This window comes from Nocardia acidivorans NBRC 108247 (assembly GCF_001625085.1).
In the GTDB taxonomy this organism is placed as follows: Bacteria; Actinomycetota; Actinomycetes; order Mycobacteriales; family Mycobacteriaceae; genus Nocardia; species Nocardia acidivorans.
The window spans coordinates 1-15256 of record NZ_BDAW01000038.1 but is presented as its reverse complement, the minus strand read 5'-3'; the positions used below and the strand labels follow the sequence as shown (position 1 = coordinate 15256).

Here is a 15256-nt window from a genome sequence, read left to right as displayed (position 1 = left end):
TTTCCCGCCTGCCCGAACGGTCGCTCACCCCGACCGGGCACCCGTTGTGAGACCGGCGCGGACCACCCGGGAGGATGGACCCCATGGTGAATATTCAACTCGGCGATGTGGCGGCCTGGTACGACGTGCACGGCGACGGTGAATCCGTGGTCCTGCTGCACGGCGCGTTCGTCGATTCGCGAATGTTCGCCCCCGCCATGCCCTCGCTGGTCGGCCGCTTCCGCGTCTACACGAACGACCGCCGCGGCCACGGCCACACCCCCGATGTGGACGGCCCGCTGTCGTACGAGGTGATGGCCGAGGACACCATCGCGTTCCTGGAGAAGGTCGTCGGCGAACCCGCCCACCTGGTCGGCCACAGCGATGGCGCGAATGTCGCGCTGCTGGTGGCGCTGCGCCGCCCCGATCTGGTCCGCAAACTGGTCCTGATCAGCGGCAATTTCCACTACGACGGCATCATCCCCGGCGTACTCGACGATTTCGAGGACGAATCGGTCCAGCGCTATCTGGCCGGAAACTACGGTGAGGTCTCGCCGGACGGCGAAGACCACTTCCCGATCGTGGCCCGCAAACTCGCCGAAATGTGGGAGACCCAGCCCGATCTCACCCCCGAGGATCTCCAGGTGCTGCCCACCCGCACCCTGGTCATGTCCGGTGACGACGACTCCGTCTCCCTGGAACACACCATCGCGCTCTACCGCACCATCCCCGATTCGGAGCTGGCGGTCATCCCCGGCACCTCACACCTGCTGGTCATGGAGAAGCCGAACGAGGTCTACCCCCTGATCGCGGACTTCCTCGCCAAGGACCCGATCCCGACGCGGCAGCCCATTCGCCGCCGCGCCGCCCAGTCCTAGTTCCCGGTCCTCGCCGAACCCGTCAGTGCTCGGTGTGCGCGACCCATTCGTACACCGGCAAACTGCCCTCCGGGGTGTCCTCCCAGCGGGGTGTCACCTTGAACCGCTCATACCCGTCCCCGTGCGCCACCCTCAACTCGATTCCCGGCGGAGTGATCGGCACAATCCGCTGTTCCAGCCCGTCAGGTCCGCCTTCGAGCAATGCCTTAGGTGAGCTACTCATAGCTGAAGGCTCTCACATCCACCCCACCCGACCGACCGATTCAGCACAATCGGCGAGCCGCGAGGCTAGAGCGGCAGCAGGTGGTGTTTGCGGGGGTTGCGCGGCAGCGTCTTGTCCCGGAGCAGGCGCAAGGCGCGCCGGATCTCCAGCCGGGTGGTGGCCGGATCGATGACCGCGTCGATATAGCCGCGCTCGGCCGCCACCCAGGGCGTGGCCATGGTGGCGTTGTAGAAATCGATCATCTGCTGGCGCATGGCCGCACGCTGATCCTCCGGCGCGGCCTCCAAAGACCGTGCGCCGATGAGGGTTACCGCGGACTCCGCGCCCATCACCGCGATGCGCGCGGTCGGCCAGGCCAGATTCACATCCGCGCCGAGCTGTTTGGAACCCATCACCGCGTAACCGCCGCCGTAGGACTTGCGGATCACCACCGTCACCTTGGGGACCGTGGCCTCCACGAAGGAGAAGATGAAGCGGCCACCGCGCTTGATGACGCCGATCTTCTCCTGCTCCACCCCGGGTAGGAAGCCGGGGGTGTCCACCACGAAGACCAGCGGCAGTTCGAAGGCGTCGCAGAGCCGGACGAAATGCGCGGCCTTGTCCGAGGCACGGGCGTCCAGGGCTCCGGCGTAGACCAATGGCTGATTGGCGACCACACCCACCGGGCGGCCGTCCACGCGCGCGAAACCGCAGATCACATTGCGCCCGGCGGATTCTCCGAATTCGTGGAAGTCGCCGTCGTCGAAAATGCGCAGCAACACCTCGTGCATGTCGTACCCGGCGTTATCGGCATCGGGGACGATATCGCGCAGCTCCAGATCCGAATCGGTGATCTCCGGCTCCATCCCCGGATTCACGATCGGCGGCAGCTCCTGGCAGCTGGAGGGCAGGAAGCCGAGGTAGGCGCGGACCCATTCGAACGCCGCCGCTTCATCTTTCGCGACATGGTGGATATTGCCGTACTCGGCCTGATTGCGGGCGCCGCCGAGTTCCTCGAGGCTGACATCCTCACCGGTGACCTCCCGAATCACCTTGGGACCGGTGACGAACATGTACGCCTCTTCGGTGGCGACCACGACATCGGTATTGATGGGCGCGTACACCGCACCGCCCGCACAGCTGCCCAGGATCATCGAAATCTGCGGCACCAGACCGGAAAGCGGCTCCTGTCTGCGGCCCAGCTCGGCGTACCAGGCCAGCGAGGTGACCGCCTCCTGCACGCGCGCGCCACCGGAGTCGTTGATACCGACCACCGGGCAGCCGACCTTGGCCGCGAACTCCATGATTCCGGCGACCTTGCGGCCGAACATCTCCCCGACCGAACCGCCGTACACGGTCTGGTCGTGGGAGAAGACCGCCACCGGGCGGCCCTCCACCAGACCGTGGCCGGTGACCACACCATCGCTGTACAAAGCGGACTTATCGCCCGGATTCTTCACCAGCGCACCGATTTCCACGAAGGTGCCCGGATCCAGCAGCATATTGATCCGGTCGCGGGCGGAGGGGATGCCCTTGCGCGCCCGCTTCGCTACCCCCGCCTCCCCCGCCGGTTCTCTCGCGACTGCCAACTTGTGTCGCAGGTCGGCGAGTTTCTCGGCGGTCGTGGTCACGGGGCTCCCTTCGGCAGAAACCTACTTTCGCAGAACCTCTTTCGCGGTGAAGCTATTTCGCGGTCGTGTCGACTGCCCCAAGTTTCTTGGTCAGGTCGGCTCCGATCACGCCGATACGCGGTTCGTCCACGATATCGATGTGGTCACCCGGGATGTGGATGATCTCCAGATCCGGAATGTGCTCGCTCCAGCCACCGTTCGGCAGCCGCTCACCGAAACGCGGTTCCAGCTCGATGATTCCATCGTGATAGCGGTCCGCCAGGTAGAGGACCACGTGACCCTCATAACGCTGCGGCGAGATGCGCTGAAGTTCACCACCGTCGATGTACGAACTGCGCTGATGCTCGAGCACGCCGCCCGGGATGTCGACCCCGGCGAACTTGACCAATTCCAGCACGATATCGATCTGCTCCGCATCGGAGGCGGCGGCCAGCTCCTCCAGCTGCTCATCGTCGAGTTCACCCTCGAAGCCATAGGTCTTCTTGGCGAAGTTCTGGAAGCGCCGGACGCGGTTCACCCGTTCCTCGGGCGTATCCACGTGCGGCTGCGACGGCAGTGCCACATCGATCAGGCCGACCTCGCGCACATCCGCGCCCTCGGCGCGCATGAGCTCGGCGACCTTCAGCGCGAACACACCGCCCAGCGACCAGCCGTACAGGAAGTACGGGCCCTCCGGCTGCCGCTTGCGGATCTCCGGAATGTACTGGCGCGCACGCTCTTCGATCGAACCCTCGACGCGTTCGAAACCATACATCGGGGTACCGGCCGGGAGCCGCTTCAGCAGCGGCTCGTAGACCAGGGTGTTACCGCCCGAGGCGTGGAAAACGAAGACAGGCACCGCGTTCGAACCGGGCTCCGGCGCGCGCAGGGTGCGCACGAAGCCCTCGACATCGTCGCCGTGCTCCTGATAGGTGGCGACCAGATCGGCCAACTGCTCGATGGTCTTGCAGGCCCGCACCTGAGCGGCGTCGACCTCCGCCTTGACCCGCTCCGAAAGCCGGGCGACGAGCTTGTCCATGGTGGCGTCGTCGAGTTCGGGCAGCTGATTGAAGATGCCGCCCGCGGATTTGCCGGTGGCCAGCGCCCAGGTGCCGAAGGCCAAGCGCTCCGGCGCATTACGCGGCGGAACATTGTCCTTATCGGTCTCCGCGACCGGCGGGGCCGCCTCGATATCGGCGGCGGTCAGCGAATTCGAATCGACCTCGGGGGCATCCGCCGTCAGACCGGCGTCCGTCGCGGGGGTCGCCGGAGCTCCCTCCACATCGGCCGAGGTCAGCGAATTCGACTCCACCACCGGGGCATCCGCGGTGATCGCCTCGGCCTCGGAGACCGGATCGGTGGACACGTTGTCCAGGCGATCGGACGCACCCGGCAGTACCGCGGCCGGGTCGGTGCCCGCCGCCAGCGCCGCGCGGGCGGCGGCGACCAGATCACCGTCGACGATGATCTCCTCACCGGCGGCCTGGCGCGCGGCGATATCGGCCAATTCCTCGCGATGCTCGATGGCGTAGCGCAGCACCTTGCCGACTTCGAGCAGGCTGGCATCGCGCACCGCCTGCAACTGCAACTGCGGAATGTCGAACTCGTATTCGACGCGGTTCTTGATGCGCATGGCCATCAGCGAATCCAGGCCCAGCTCCATGAGCGGGATCTCCATGGGCAGATCCTCGACGGCGTAACCCATGGATTCGGCGACGATGATCGCCAGGCGCTGCTCGATGGTCTGCGACCCGTTCGGATTCCAGCGCTCACCGGTCTCCTCGACCACGGCCACCTCGGCGTCCGGGGCGGCGACCGGCTGTGCCACAACCGATTCCGGCAGTGGTGCGGCCTGGGGTGAGTCGGTGGGGACAGACGCGGTGACGACGGCGTCGAAGAGCGCGCGGAAAGCGTTGCCCTGCTTGGCGTGCACCGAGACCGACGCGCCACCCGGATGCGGGGTGAGCGTGGTGGTCAGGGATCCGGTGGCCGGAATCGCGCCGTGCGCCACCGAAGCGCCCACGGCGACATCCGAAAGCACCTGTGCCGCAGCCGACTTCACCAGCGCGACGAGGTCGGTGACGGCCGGGGCCTGCACCTCCCACACGTGCCGGCCGTCCGGCAGCGCCACATGCGAGCCGGGAATCCGGCCACTGCCGGAGTCGGCGGCGAGGGAAACCTTGGGCCAGTACTGCTTTCGCACGAACGCGGTGCGCGGTACGTCGGCGTAGTCACCGGCGGTCAGCAGCGAGGACAGATCCACCGCGTGACCCTGCACGTACAGCTGCGCCAAAGCCGAGATGACGGCGGCGGATTCGTCTTCCTTGCGCTTGAGCGTCGGAATCAGCGCGGCATTGTGCACACCGGCGGCGAAAGTGGTGCCCAGCACCTGCATGAGCGCCACCGAATTCGGCGCGAGCTCCAGATAGGTGGTGATACCGGTGTTCACGGCCTGCGAGATGGCGTTGGTGAAGTACACCGAGCCGCGCATATTGGTGACCCAGTAGTCCACATCGTGCACCGGCGCGTTGCCCGCGCGGTAGACGGTGTCCCTGTGCACGGTCGAGTACAGATCGTGCTTGACCGAGGTCGGCTCCAAACCCGCCAGCTCCGCGGCCAATTCACCGAGCAGCATGTCCATCTGCGAGGTGTGGCCCGCGCCGCGGGTCTGTAGCACCCGCGCGAACTTGCCCTCGGCCTCGGCGCGCGCCACGATGGCGTGCACCTGATCCGGCGGACCGCCGATCACGGTATTGGTGGGCGCGGCGTAGACCGCGACCTCGAGATCCGGGTAGTCGACGAGAACTTCCTCGATGGCCTCGGCCGAGTACTCGACCAGCGCCATATTGCGCACCTGATCATCGGTGAGCATGGCCTCGCCCTCGGCCATCAGGCGCGAGCGGGCGCAGATGACGCGCACCGCGTCCTCGAGCGGCAGACCGCCCGAAATGTACGCTCCCGCAACCTCACCCTGCGAATGACCGACCACGCCCTCGGGCTGTGCGCCGTGCGCGCGCAGCACCGCGGCCAGGCCGAGCTGGATGGTGAAGGTGCCGACCTGGCCGGTACCGATATCCCAATCCTGCTCGTCATCGAGCATCATCTCCACGACCGAGTAACCGGCCTCGTCCCGCACGTACTCGTCGACCTCGTCGACGGTCTTGCGGAAGATCGAATTCTCGTTGTAGAGCTGCTTGCCCATCTTGCGGTGCTGTGCGCCGAATCCGGCCATCACCCACAGCGCGCCCCGGGCGGCGGGCGCGTCGGCGGTGAAGACGCCGGTGCCCGGCTTGCCCTCGGCAATGGCGCGCAGACCCGCGATCGCCTCGTCGTGCGTCTTGGCGATGACCACACCGCGCGAGCGGCCGTGATTGCGCTTGGCCAGCGAACGCGCCACATCGACCAGCGGAGTCGCCTGTCCCGCTTCGGATTCCAGCCAATCTGCCAGATCGGTGGCGGCGCGCTTACGGCGCGAGGGCAGGTACGCCGAGACCGGCAGGATCAGCGGCAGCGGCTCCTCGCGGGTCCACTCCTGTTCCGGCGCGGTGGCATCGAGCAGCTTCTCGGCCTCGGCGACCACATCGGTGGTCTCGTCATCGGGGTCGGCGTCATCCGAGCGCGCGGGCGCGGCCGCGGTCGGCACGTACTCCTGGATGACCACGTGCGCATTGGTGCCGCCGAAACCGAAGCCGGAGACGCCGACCGTGGCGGTTCCGCTGTAGCGCGGGAACTCGGTCGGCTGATCGACGACCTTCAGGTGCGCCTGATCCCACGGAATGTAGGGGTTCGGAGCAGTGAAATTGATGCTCGGCGGAATAACGTTGTGCTGCAACGCCATCACCACCTTGACCAGGCTGGCGGCGCTGGCACCGGACTCCAGGTGTCCGAAGTTCGTCTTGGCCGAGCCCAGCAGGGCAGGCTTGTCGGCATCGCGACCACGACCGACCACGCGACCGAGCGCATCCGCCTCGATCGGATCGCCGAGCAGCGTGCCGGTGCCATGTGCATCGATGTAATCCACGGTGGAGGGCGCGATTCCGGCATCCCGGTAGGCGCGACGCAGGCAGTCGGCCTGCGCGTCCGGGTTCGGCGCGAGCATACCGTTGGAGCGGCCGTCATTGTTGACCGCGGAACCCTTGATAACGGCGTAGACCTTGTCACCATCGCGTTCGGCGTCGGCCAGGCGCTTGAGCACCACCAGCGCGCCACCCTCACCGCGCACCATGCCGTCCGCGTCGGCGGAGAACGCCTTGATGTGACCGTCCTTGGCCACACCGCCATTGGCGTCGAAACCCAGCGAGGCCATGGGCGCCACCAGTGCGTTCACGCCACCAGCCAGCGCCACGTCTACGTCGCCGCTGCGCAGTGCGCGCACCGCGTCGTGCACCGCCACCAGCGAGGACGAGCAGGCGGTATCGATGGCGACGGACGGGCCGCGGAAGTCGAAGAAGTAGGAGGTGCGGTTCGCGATGATGGACGAGACCGAGCCCATGATCCCGTATGCCTCTGCCGAAATCGGGGTCTTCGCGTCCGACTCGGTCCCGCCGACGGACATCGCCGCGATCAGCATGAACTCATTGCCGGACGAGCCGACGTACACGCCGACCGGCTGGCCCTTGAGGGTATTCGCCGGAATCCTGGCGTGCTCCAAAGCTTCCCAGGTGAGCTCCATGGTCAACCGCTGCTGCGGATCCATCCGCTCGACCTCGACCGGCGAGGTGGCGAAGAATTCGGCGTCGAAGCCCTTGATGACCTCTTGATCGAGGTAGCCGCCCTTGGTCATGGCATTGGCGATGGCCTCGGCCGCGCGCGGATCGCTCATGAATTCGGACCAGCGGCCCTCGGGTAGATCCCGAATGCCGTCACCGCGGTTGATCAGGAATTCCCAGGTGGATTCGGGCGTCTCGCCCGCACCCGGCAAACGGGTCGACAAGCCGACAATGGCGATATCGTGCGCCTCGCCCGGCGTGTACCCCGCCGTATAGAACGAGTCGTCGGCCGATTCGACCGGAAGATCGGGTTCCCCGTTGATGATTCGCTCCGCGAGCGAGGCGATGGTCGGGTGCTGATAGACGATGGTCGCATTGAGCACGACCCCGGTGAGCTCCTCGATATCCCCACCGAGTGCGAGCGCGTCCCGCGACGCCAGGCCGAACTCCTCCAGCGGACGCTCCACGGTGATCTGCTCGTACGGCTGCCCGGTGGCGTCGGCGACCCAGCGCCGCAGCCACTCGCGCAGCTCCGTCACGGTCATATTCGCGCCGGTGGCTTCCGGTTTCGCGGCGCCGTCGGACACCGTCGGAGCATTGTCGGTCGTCTGGGTGGGGGACGTGCCCTCGTTCTCAGCCATCAGTTCCTCAAGCTACCTGTCTGCGTTCGATGCGCGGCAGTGATTCGGACGTTCGAAGCGGCACAGCGTCATGCATGAATGGCGCGGACCGTCAGGCCCGCGCCACTCCACGTTAGATGCTCCGCCTCACTCCTCGTCAGGAGCATCGGGGAAAGCCTGCTGCGTGTAACCACCACGCAGTGTGCCTTCGATATACGCGGCCCGGCAGGCGGCGCGGGCGATCTTGCCACTGGAGGTGCGCGGAATCGAACCCGCGGGCACCAGCAGTACATCGCGGGCGGTGACGCCGTGGCGGGTGGAGATCGCGCCGCGCACCACATCGGCGATCGGACCCGGATCGGCCTTGCCCGCACCGGGACCGCGCTCGGCCACGATGACCAGCTGTTCGGAACCGTCGTCCGCGTCGAAGCTCAGGCCCGAATGACTGTCCTGGGCAAAGACTTCCGGCGGCAGCTGATTGGCCGGCACCGAGAACGCGGCGATGAAGCCGGGGCGCAGCGCCTTGGACGCCTCCTGGGCGGAGTACTCCAGATCCTGCGGGTAGTGATTGCGGCCGTCCACGATGACCAGATCCTTGACGCGGCCGGTGATGTACAGCTCGCCGTCCACGTAGACGCCATAGTCGCCGGTGCGCAGCCAATTGCCGTCGGCCGGAACGCCCTCGGCGTGCGAACCCTCGGCGACCCGGTTGACGATCCGGTTCCGGAAGGTCTTCTGGGTCTCCTCGGCACGACCCCAGTAGCCGATGCCGACATTGTTGCCGTGCAACCAGATCTCGCCGACCCGGCCCTCGGGCAATTCGGTCGCGCCCTCGGGGGCGTCGACCGATTCGGGATCCACGATGGCGGCCCACTGCGAGAGCGCCACATAGCCGCAGGAGACCTGGGCGATGGAATTCGGCGTGCCGTGTTCGACCTTGACGATCTGCCCCGCATTGAGCTCGGTGCGATCGACGTAGATGACCTTGGCCTCGTCCTCGTGCCGGGTGGCGGAGACGAACAGCGTCGCCTCGGCCATGCCGTAGCAGGGCTTGATGGCGGTCTTGGGCAGGCCGTACGGCGCGAACGCCTCGTTGAACTTCTTCATCGAGGCGGTGGTCACCGGTTCGGAGCCGTTGATCAGGCCGATCACATTCGAAAGGTCCAGCGACTCACCGGCCTTCGGCACGGCGCGCGCGGCGGCGTGCTCGAACGCGAAGTTCGGTGCGGCGGCGAAGGTTCCGGCGCCGTCGGAGACCGCGGCCAGTTCCTGGATCCAGCGCGAGGGGCGGCGCACGAACGCGGACGGCGACATGATGGTGATGTACTTACCGCCCACGGCGGGCAGGATCACCGTCAGCAGACCCATGTCGTGATACAGCGGCAGCCAGGTGACACCGCGCGAATTCCAGTTCAGGTCCAGCGCGTTCACCATCTGCAGCACATTGGTGCCGACACCGCGATGGGTGATCTCGACACCGGCGGGCACGCGTGTCGAACCCGAGGTGTACTGCAGATACGCGATATCGTCTACCGCGATATCGGGCCGGATCCACGACTCGCCGACACTGTCGGGGATGGCGTCCACGGCGATGATGCGGGGCCGCTGGGCCGCGGGCAGTCCGCGGAAGAACTGGCGGACCCCGGCGGCGGAGGAGCTGGCCGTCAGAATCGCCGAGGGCGTGCAGTCACCGAGCACCGCGTGCAGGCGATCGGTGTGGCCCGGCTCGTCCGGATCGAACAGGGGTACCGAGATGGTGCCCGCGTAGATGGCAGCGAAGAAGGAGATGACGTAATCCAGGCCCTGGGGGGCCAGGATCGCGACTCGGTCACCACGCTTGGTCACCTGCTGAAGACGTGCAGCCACCGCGCGCAGCCGAACGCCGAACTGACTCCATGTCAGATCCTGATAAACACCGTCGCGCTCACGTGAGTAGTCGATGTACCGGTAGGCCAGATCATCGGCGTCGTTCCCGTGCGTGTGCTTCTCGACGTAGTCGACGAGGGTGCGCCCCTCGGGAATCGTGATGTTCCCCGTTTCGTCGAGGTAATCGTCGAAAGTCTCGTCCATTCCTTCTTCTCCTCCGAGGCACACGCGACATGGGCGGCGACAATGCCGCTGTTGCCTGTGGGGCCCCGACTTTCGCCCGCGGGGGGCTCTCGTGAGAGCCGACCTGCAGAATTCTGTTGCGGTCTGCGCGGTGACCGTCTATTGGCTAGATGTACTCAAACCAGGGTCATGTTACAGAGGAGCCACCCTGCCATGCTCCGGAGCGGCTAAACATATCCCAGCTCACTCGACTCGCGCACACGGGATCACCGGCGCGAATGTGGCTGTTCGGGTGCGCAACCCGCCCGCTGCGGGACGAGGATGTGAGTTGCCGCACCCCGGTCACCCGGGCGAGGGACGGCGCGGGTGTGCCGAACCCCACTGCTGTCATCAACACCTGCTCCTGGCTGTCCGGATGTACCCGCGCCACCGGGCCAGCCGGTGCCGCAACTCGCAGCACTTTACAGCGTGACCCCAAAACTGGGGGGTCGGCCGGAAGTTCAGGAGTGCGCGGGGTGCGGGGCGTTCTCGATCAGCCCATCGGCCCAGTTCACGGTCCACTGGGTGGCCGTGGTGCCGCTGTCGTCCACCACGAATCCGTTGTAGAGACTGTGCACCGGATTGCCCGCGGCCTTCATCAGCGTGCCCACGCTGCCGAGCAGATTCATCGGATTGAGCGCCTGTTTGGGCGAATCGCAGATGAGGTCGCCCGGGGCGCAGATGGTGAACGCGCGATTCGCCAAGTCGCCGAAGCCTTCTCGCGGACCGGTCATGGTGATGCCCGGAACGTTCAGCCCGCGCAGCGCCACCTCCGCGCCGACGCCGGCCGGTGACTGCCCGACCTCGGTGGCCTGTCCCGGCCCCTGATCGCGCCGCCCGTCCGCGATGACGGTCACGCCCAGCACCTTGTTCGCCGGGACCGGACCCTTGCCCGCACCGATCTGCGCGGCCACGTCACCGGCGATCACCGCGCCCTGGGAGAAACCGACGATCACGTAATTGGTGAGCGGGCACGCCTTGTAGGTCGCGGCCAGCTTGTCGGTGGCGCGCTTGGCGCCCTCGGAGCGACTGTTGTTGTAGGACTGCTGACCGTCCGGCGGCAGCGCGATGGGATTGGAGAACTGCGCCACGTACGGAACGGTGTAGACCTCGAGCCGATCGTTCGGGAACTTCTCCCGCACCGGGTTGGAGATATTGAGCATGAGCGAGGCCGGATTGGCGGACGGGTTGTACGGATCGTCACCGCTGTTCGACTCCCAGGTGCCGGGCACCGACAGGAACAGCACATCCGGACAGTCGGCCGACTGCGAGGTCGGCTCCTTGGACCCGGGCGGTTTCGGACCCGGCACCCGCAGCCGGCCCGCCAACAGGTACCACAGCAGCAGCACCACGATGATCACGATCACGATCGCGGCGATGAGCAGCAGGCAACCCGCCGGTTTCGACCGGCGTCCGAGGCGGCGTCGTGAGGTGGTCACTTGTTGCAGTAACTCTTGATCGCGACGTCGTAGTAGATCTTGCCCGCCTGATCCACCGACATCTTCGACTCGTCGAAGGAGGGATCAGAGCCCGCGATCGCGGTCACGTAGGTGATGATCTGATCCTTGGTGGCGCCCTCGGCGGTGCCCTGGCAGACCAGGCCGCCGGCGGTGAGCGCGATATCGGGTGCGGCCGGGCTGATGCCCTGCTTCTTGAGCTCCTGGATGAAGGTCTTGTCCCGATCCGTCAGCGGCGGCGTACCGCTGGGGGTGGTGAGGAATTGGCTCGGCACGGGCTGCGGGCGTTCGGCTTCCGGCACCGTGGTGGGCGCGGCTTCGGTGGACCCGGGGTGATCGGAGGGCGCATCGCCGCCGGGCGCGGTGGTGGCGGAGGCCGCGGCGGTGGTCTTGGTCGTGGTCGGGGCCAGCGTGGGCGTACTCGTCGCGGTCGAATCATTGGTGCCACAGGCGGCAAGGAGTCCGGCAGCGGCGCAAGCCATCACTACGCCGAGAACCTTTCCACGGGTCCGATGCATGTTCGTTTCCTTGATCTGTCTGCGGGCTCGAGGTCGCACCCAGGCTAGCGGCAACCCCGCTCGCCGCGCCTGCCTCGACGGTGAACCTCATACACTTCTCAGCGTCCGATACTCCCCCGGCAGTTACCCGGCGGCAGCCTCGGAAAACCCCTACCGGTCAGTTCGGACGGACCTCCGGGCCCAGGGCCGGAATGGGCAGCGGGAAGTTCTCCGCAGGCAGCACGGGTTCCGCGGGCGGCGCGGCCGGTTGCGCTGCCGCGGCGGCGGGCTGCGGCGCGGGCTTGGGCTCGGCCGGGGGCGGACCGCCTACGGCCGGTCCGATCGGCTTGCCGTCGACTCCGAACGCTTGGGCGCGTCCATCCTGCTGGACGATCGAACCGCCCTGGAACGCCTGCTGCACGGTGCCGTTCGGATTCGCGCCCTCCTCACCGATCGGGAAGCCGAGCCCGCCGTTCTCGAAACCCTGTGCGCCCCAGGCATCCATGATCGGACCCTTGCGCACGCCCCACGCGCCCGAGAGCGGACTCCAATAGATATTGCCGCCCTCGAAGCTCACGAAGCGGCCGAGATCCTTGAGCGGCTGCTCTTCTCCGGTCGGGAAGCCGAAAGGACTGTTCTCATAACCGATCTGGGCGTACCGGCCCAGAATCAGGCCCTGCACCAGGTGCGCACCGGATTTGGGGCTGAAGTAGACGGACCCGTTCTCGAAGCCCTGCACCACCCCGTCGTGGTTCGGCGTCGCCGCCTCCGGACCGTTCGGATAACCCGCCGGTCCGCGTTCGAAGCCCTGCTTACCCCACTGGTCCAGAATCGCGCCGCGCACCATCTGCGCGCCGGTCCGCGGGGTCCAGTAGATGGAACCGCCCTGGAACGGCTGATAGCGCCCGCGACCATCGGGCAGCGGCTGCTCGCCATTGGTCGGGAAGCCGAGCCCACTGGCGGCGCCGTTGAGAGCCGAATAGCTGCCCGCGATGGCCCCGGTGACCGGCTGTGCGCCGGTGCCGGGCGAGTAGAACACCACGCCATTGCGGAAGTCCTGTGCCACACCGCCATTGGCGACGGGGTACTCACCGGTGAGGCAGTCGCCGAGCCAGTTGTTCAGCTGTAGCAGTCCGCCGATCGCGCCACCGGGTCTGCAATCGCTGGGGGTGCCGTCCACGCCGAGCGCGGCCGCGATCTGCGGCCAGGACTGGCGCATCTCGAAATCCCAGTACGGCCAGGTGTGCGTACCCGACGGGCGATAGCTCACCTGCACCGGGATATTCAACTTGTTCAGCTTGGCGACGAAGTTCTGCGTGCTCAGGCGGGAGAGCACCTCGAGGCCCATACCCGCGTAGTTCGTGGTGAGGCCGGGCACGTCGCCGGGCGGATCGGTCGCGCCCGCGGTACCGCTGCCGCTGGAGACGTAGAGCGCGATGCCCTTGAGCTTGTCGGCGAGTTCGTACGGGTCGTGCGACTTCCACTCCGGGCTGGACGGCGGCCCGAACATGGCATTGGAGTCGAACCCGCCCGCGTCCTTCATGGCGAAATTGACCATCTGCGGCATGCCGAGCGTGGTCAGGGTGAGGAAACCGGAGTAGGAGGCGGCGTGCCGCACCCAGCCGGGATTGCGGGCCGCGAGCATCATGGCGGCCGAACCGCCCATCGAAAGTCCGGATACCGCACGCACATTGGTGGCGCGGTACTGACTCTCCAGCAGCGGCGGCAGTTCCTTGGTGAGGAAGGTTTCCCACTTGTAGTTGCGGCCCTGATCGGGCTGCAGCCAGTCGGTGTAGAAGCTGGATTGCCCGCCCACCGGGAGCACCACCATGACGTTCTTGTCGGCGAAGAAGCCCGCCGCGCCGGCGTCCTTGGTCCAGCCGTTCTCGTCATCGGTCGCGCGCAGCCCGTCGAGCATGAACATGACGGGGAATTTGGCATCGGGTTTGGCGCGCCAGTCGCGCGGCATCAGCAATTGCACCTCGACGGGTGCACCGGTCGCGGGCGAGTTGACCCACAGCGCGACCCGGCGATCGCCCAGCCACACCGATTTCTGCACGGTGGCGGGCGTGCCCGCGGGTACCTGGGGTTCGGCGAAGGCCGTCGTCGGCCCCGCTATCGCGCCGGTACCACCGAAAACGCCGACTGCCAGCGGAAACATGGCAACGGCGGCGCATGCCGCCCAGCGTCGGCGCGCCCGCTCAGTCCCACCAACAACTCCAACCACACAAGTGTTGTACCCCCGATCGGGTGCGCGGCCCGGTAGGACGCGCGGGAATCGGGGGCACATCAGCAAACGACCGGTTACTTTTTGGTGTCGTCCGGCGCGACTTCGCGACTACACGCCCAGTGCCGCCAGAATGTCCGGCCGTGCGGCGGTCAACTGGTCTTGCCAGTACCCCCACGAATGCGTGCCCTTGGTCGGCAGGCTGTAGTGCGCGCCGATGCCGAGCTCATTCATCCGGGACATGAACGAGACGGTATTGAGCATCGAGAGCGCCTCCAGCGCCACCGCGTTCATGGTGTTGAACGCGCCCCGCGCCGAGGCCGGATCATCGTGCGCGCCGAGCACGCCCCACGACGCCGAGATGAACATGGGCAGACCGCGCAGCTGCGGTGCGAAGACGAACGGGTCCATCCGCAGCCACTGCGGGCTCCACGGCCAGGCCATCGAATCCACATTGAAGCGACCGGCATCGAGCATGGCGACGCGGATCGCCTCGCGCATACCGGGCGCGGAGATGTTCAGGTAGCCCGAGAACGAGGAGGCGTGCTGGAACATATCGCGGTGATAGGCGGCCAGGGCCAGCGCCGCGGAACCACCCATGGACAGGCCCGCGATGGCATTCCTGGTGCGGGACACCCCCATCGGCTCCAGAAAAGCGGGCAGTTCCTGGGTCAGGAAGGTCTCCCAGCGATAGGTGAACTTCTGGCCGTTGGTACTCGAGGGCGCGCGCCAGTCGGTGTAGAAACTGGATTGGCCGCCGACCGGCATCACCAGGGTGAGGTTGTCGTCGGCGAACAGTTGCAGGGCATTGGTCTCGAATGTCCAGGCGTTGAAGTCATCTCGCGCGCGCAGCCCGTCGAGCAGGTAGAGCGCGGCATCGCCGCCGTTCTTGGCCCACTGCACCTGCACCTTCACCGGCCCCATGCTGGAGGGGACCATGAACTCCTCGAAGCGCGGGCGCGGCGGGGGCGGCGGGGCGGGCTCGGCGG

The 15256-nt window shown here is 66.9% G+C and carries 9 protein-coding genes; 1 reads left to right on the top strand and 8 read right to left on the bottom strand.

Annotation, left to right across the window (positions count from 1 at the left end; all coding sequences use genetic code 11):
• Positions 1-83 precede the first annotated feature (83 nt).
• A complete protein-coding gene (locus tag NA10_RS21240) occupies positions 84-857 on the top strand; it encodes an alpha/beta fold hydrolase (RefSeq protein ID WP_174562540.1) in 774 nt (257 codons plus the stop codon).
• A gap of 22 nt (positions 858-879) precedes the next feature.
• On the opposite strand, the gene NA10_RS21235 is transcribed toward NA10_RS21240, so the two are convergent.
• From NA10_RS21235 to NA10_RS21200, 8 genes are all read right to left on the bottom strand, one after another.
• On the bottom strand, positions 880-1080 hold the full coding sequence (locus tag NA10_RS21235; protein WP_067570657.1) for a DUF5988 family protein: 201 nt from the start codon (positions 1078-1080) through the stop codon (positions 880-882).
• Between the two features lie 65 nt (positions 1081-1145).
• Positions 1146-2690, bottom strand: coding sequence for an acyl-CoA carboxylase subunit beta (locus NA10_RS21230; RefSeq protein ID WP_067570656.1), 1545 nt, complete (start codon positions 2688-2690; stop codon positions 1146-1148).
• Between the two features lie 52 nt (positions 2691-2742).
• Positions 2743-8019 (bottom strand): polyketide synthase Pks13, encoded by a 5277-nt coding sequence (gene pks13 / locus NA10_RS21225; RefSeq protein ID WP_174562539.1) that lies wholly within the window; start codon positions 8017-8019, stop codon positions 2743-2745.
• A gap of 126 nt (positions 8020-8145) precedes the next feature.
• Positions 8146-10068 carry a long-chain-fatty-acid--AMP ligase FadD32 gene (gene fadD32, locus NA10_RS21220; RefSeq protein WP_067570655.1) on the bottom strand — a complete coding sequence of 641 codons (1923 nt, stop codon included), beginning with the start codon at positions 10066-10068 and terminating at the stop codon, positions 8146-8148.
• Positions 10069-10547: 479 nt separating this feature from the next.
• Complete coding sequence (locus NA10_RS21215) at positions 10548-11525, bottom strand: cutinase family protein (RefSeq protein ID WP_067570654.1); 978 nt, start codon at positions 11523-11525, stop codon at positions 10548-10550.
• Positions 11522-12061, bottom strand: a complete 540-nt coding sequence (locus NA10_RS36960; protein WP_067570653.1) for a DUF732 domain-containing protein — start codon at positions 12059-12061, stop codon at positions 11522-11524. Before NA10_RS36960 ends, NA10_RS21215 begins: the two co-directional genes overlap by 4 nt.
• Positions 12062-12218: 157 nt before the next feature.
• A complete protein-coding gene (locus tag NA10_RS21205; RefSeq protein WP_067570652.1) occupies positions 12219-14201 on the bottom strand; it encodes an alpha/beta hydrolase-fold protein in 1983 nt (660 codons plus the stop codon).
• A gap of 177 nt (positions 14202-14378) precedes the next feature.
• Positions 14379-15256: alpha/beta hydrolase (locus NA10_RS21200; RefSeq protein WP_067570651.1), on the bottom strand; the 878-nt coding region annotated here is incomplete at its 5' end.

Coding starts and splice junctions, on each gene's coding strand:
- NA10_RS21235 (WP_067570657.1), bottom strand. CDS start 1,080: ATGAGTAGCTCACCTAAGGCATTGCTCGAAGGCGGACCTGACGGGCTG.
- fadD32 (WP_067570655.1), bottom strand. CDS start 10,068: ATGGACGAGACTTTCGACGATTACCTCGACGAAACGGGGAACATCACG.
- NA10_RS21240 (WP_174562540.1), top strand. CDS start 84: ATGGTGAATATTCAACTCGGCGATGTGGCGGCCTGGTACGACGTGCAC.
- pks13 (WP_174562539.1), bottom strand. CDS start 8,019: ATGGCTGAGAACGAGGGCACGTCCCCCACCCAGACGACCGACAATGCT.
- NA10_RS21205 (WP_067570652.1), bottom strand. CDS start 14,201: ATGTTTCCGCTGGCAGTCGGCGTTTTCGGTGGTACCGGCGCGATAGCG.
- NA10_RS36960 (WP_067570653.1), bottom strand. CDS start 12,061: ATGCATCGGACCCGTGGAAAGGTTCTCGGCGTAGTGATGGCTTGCGCC.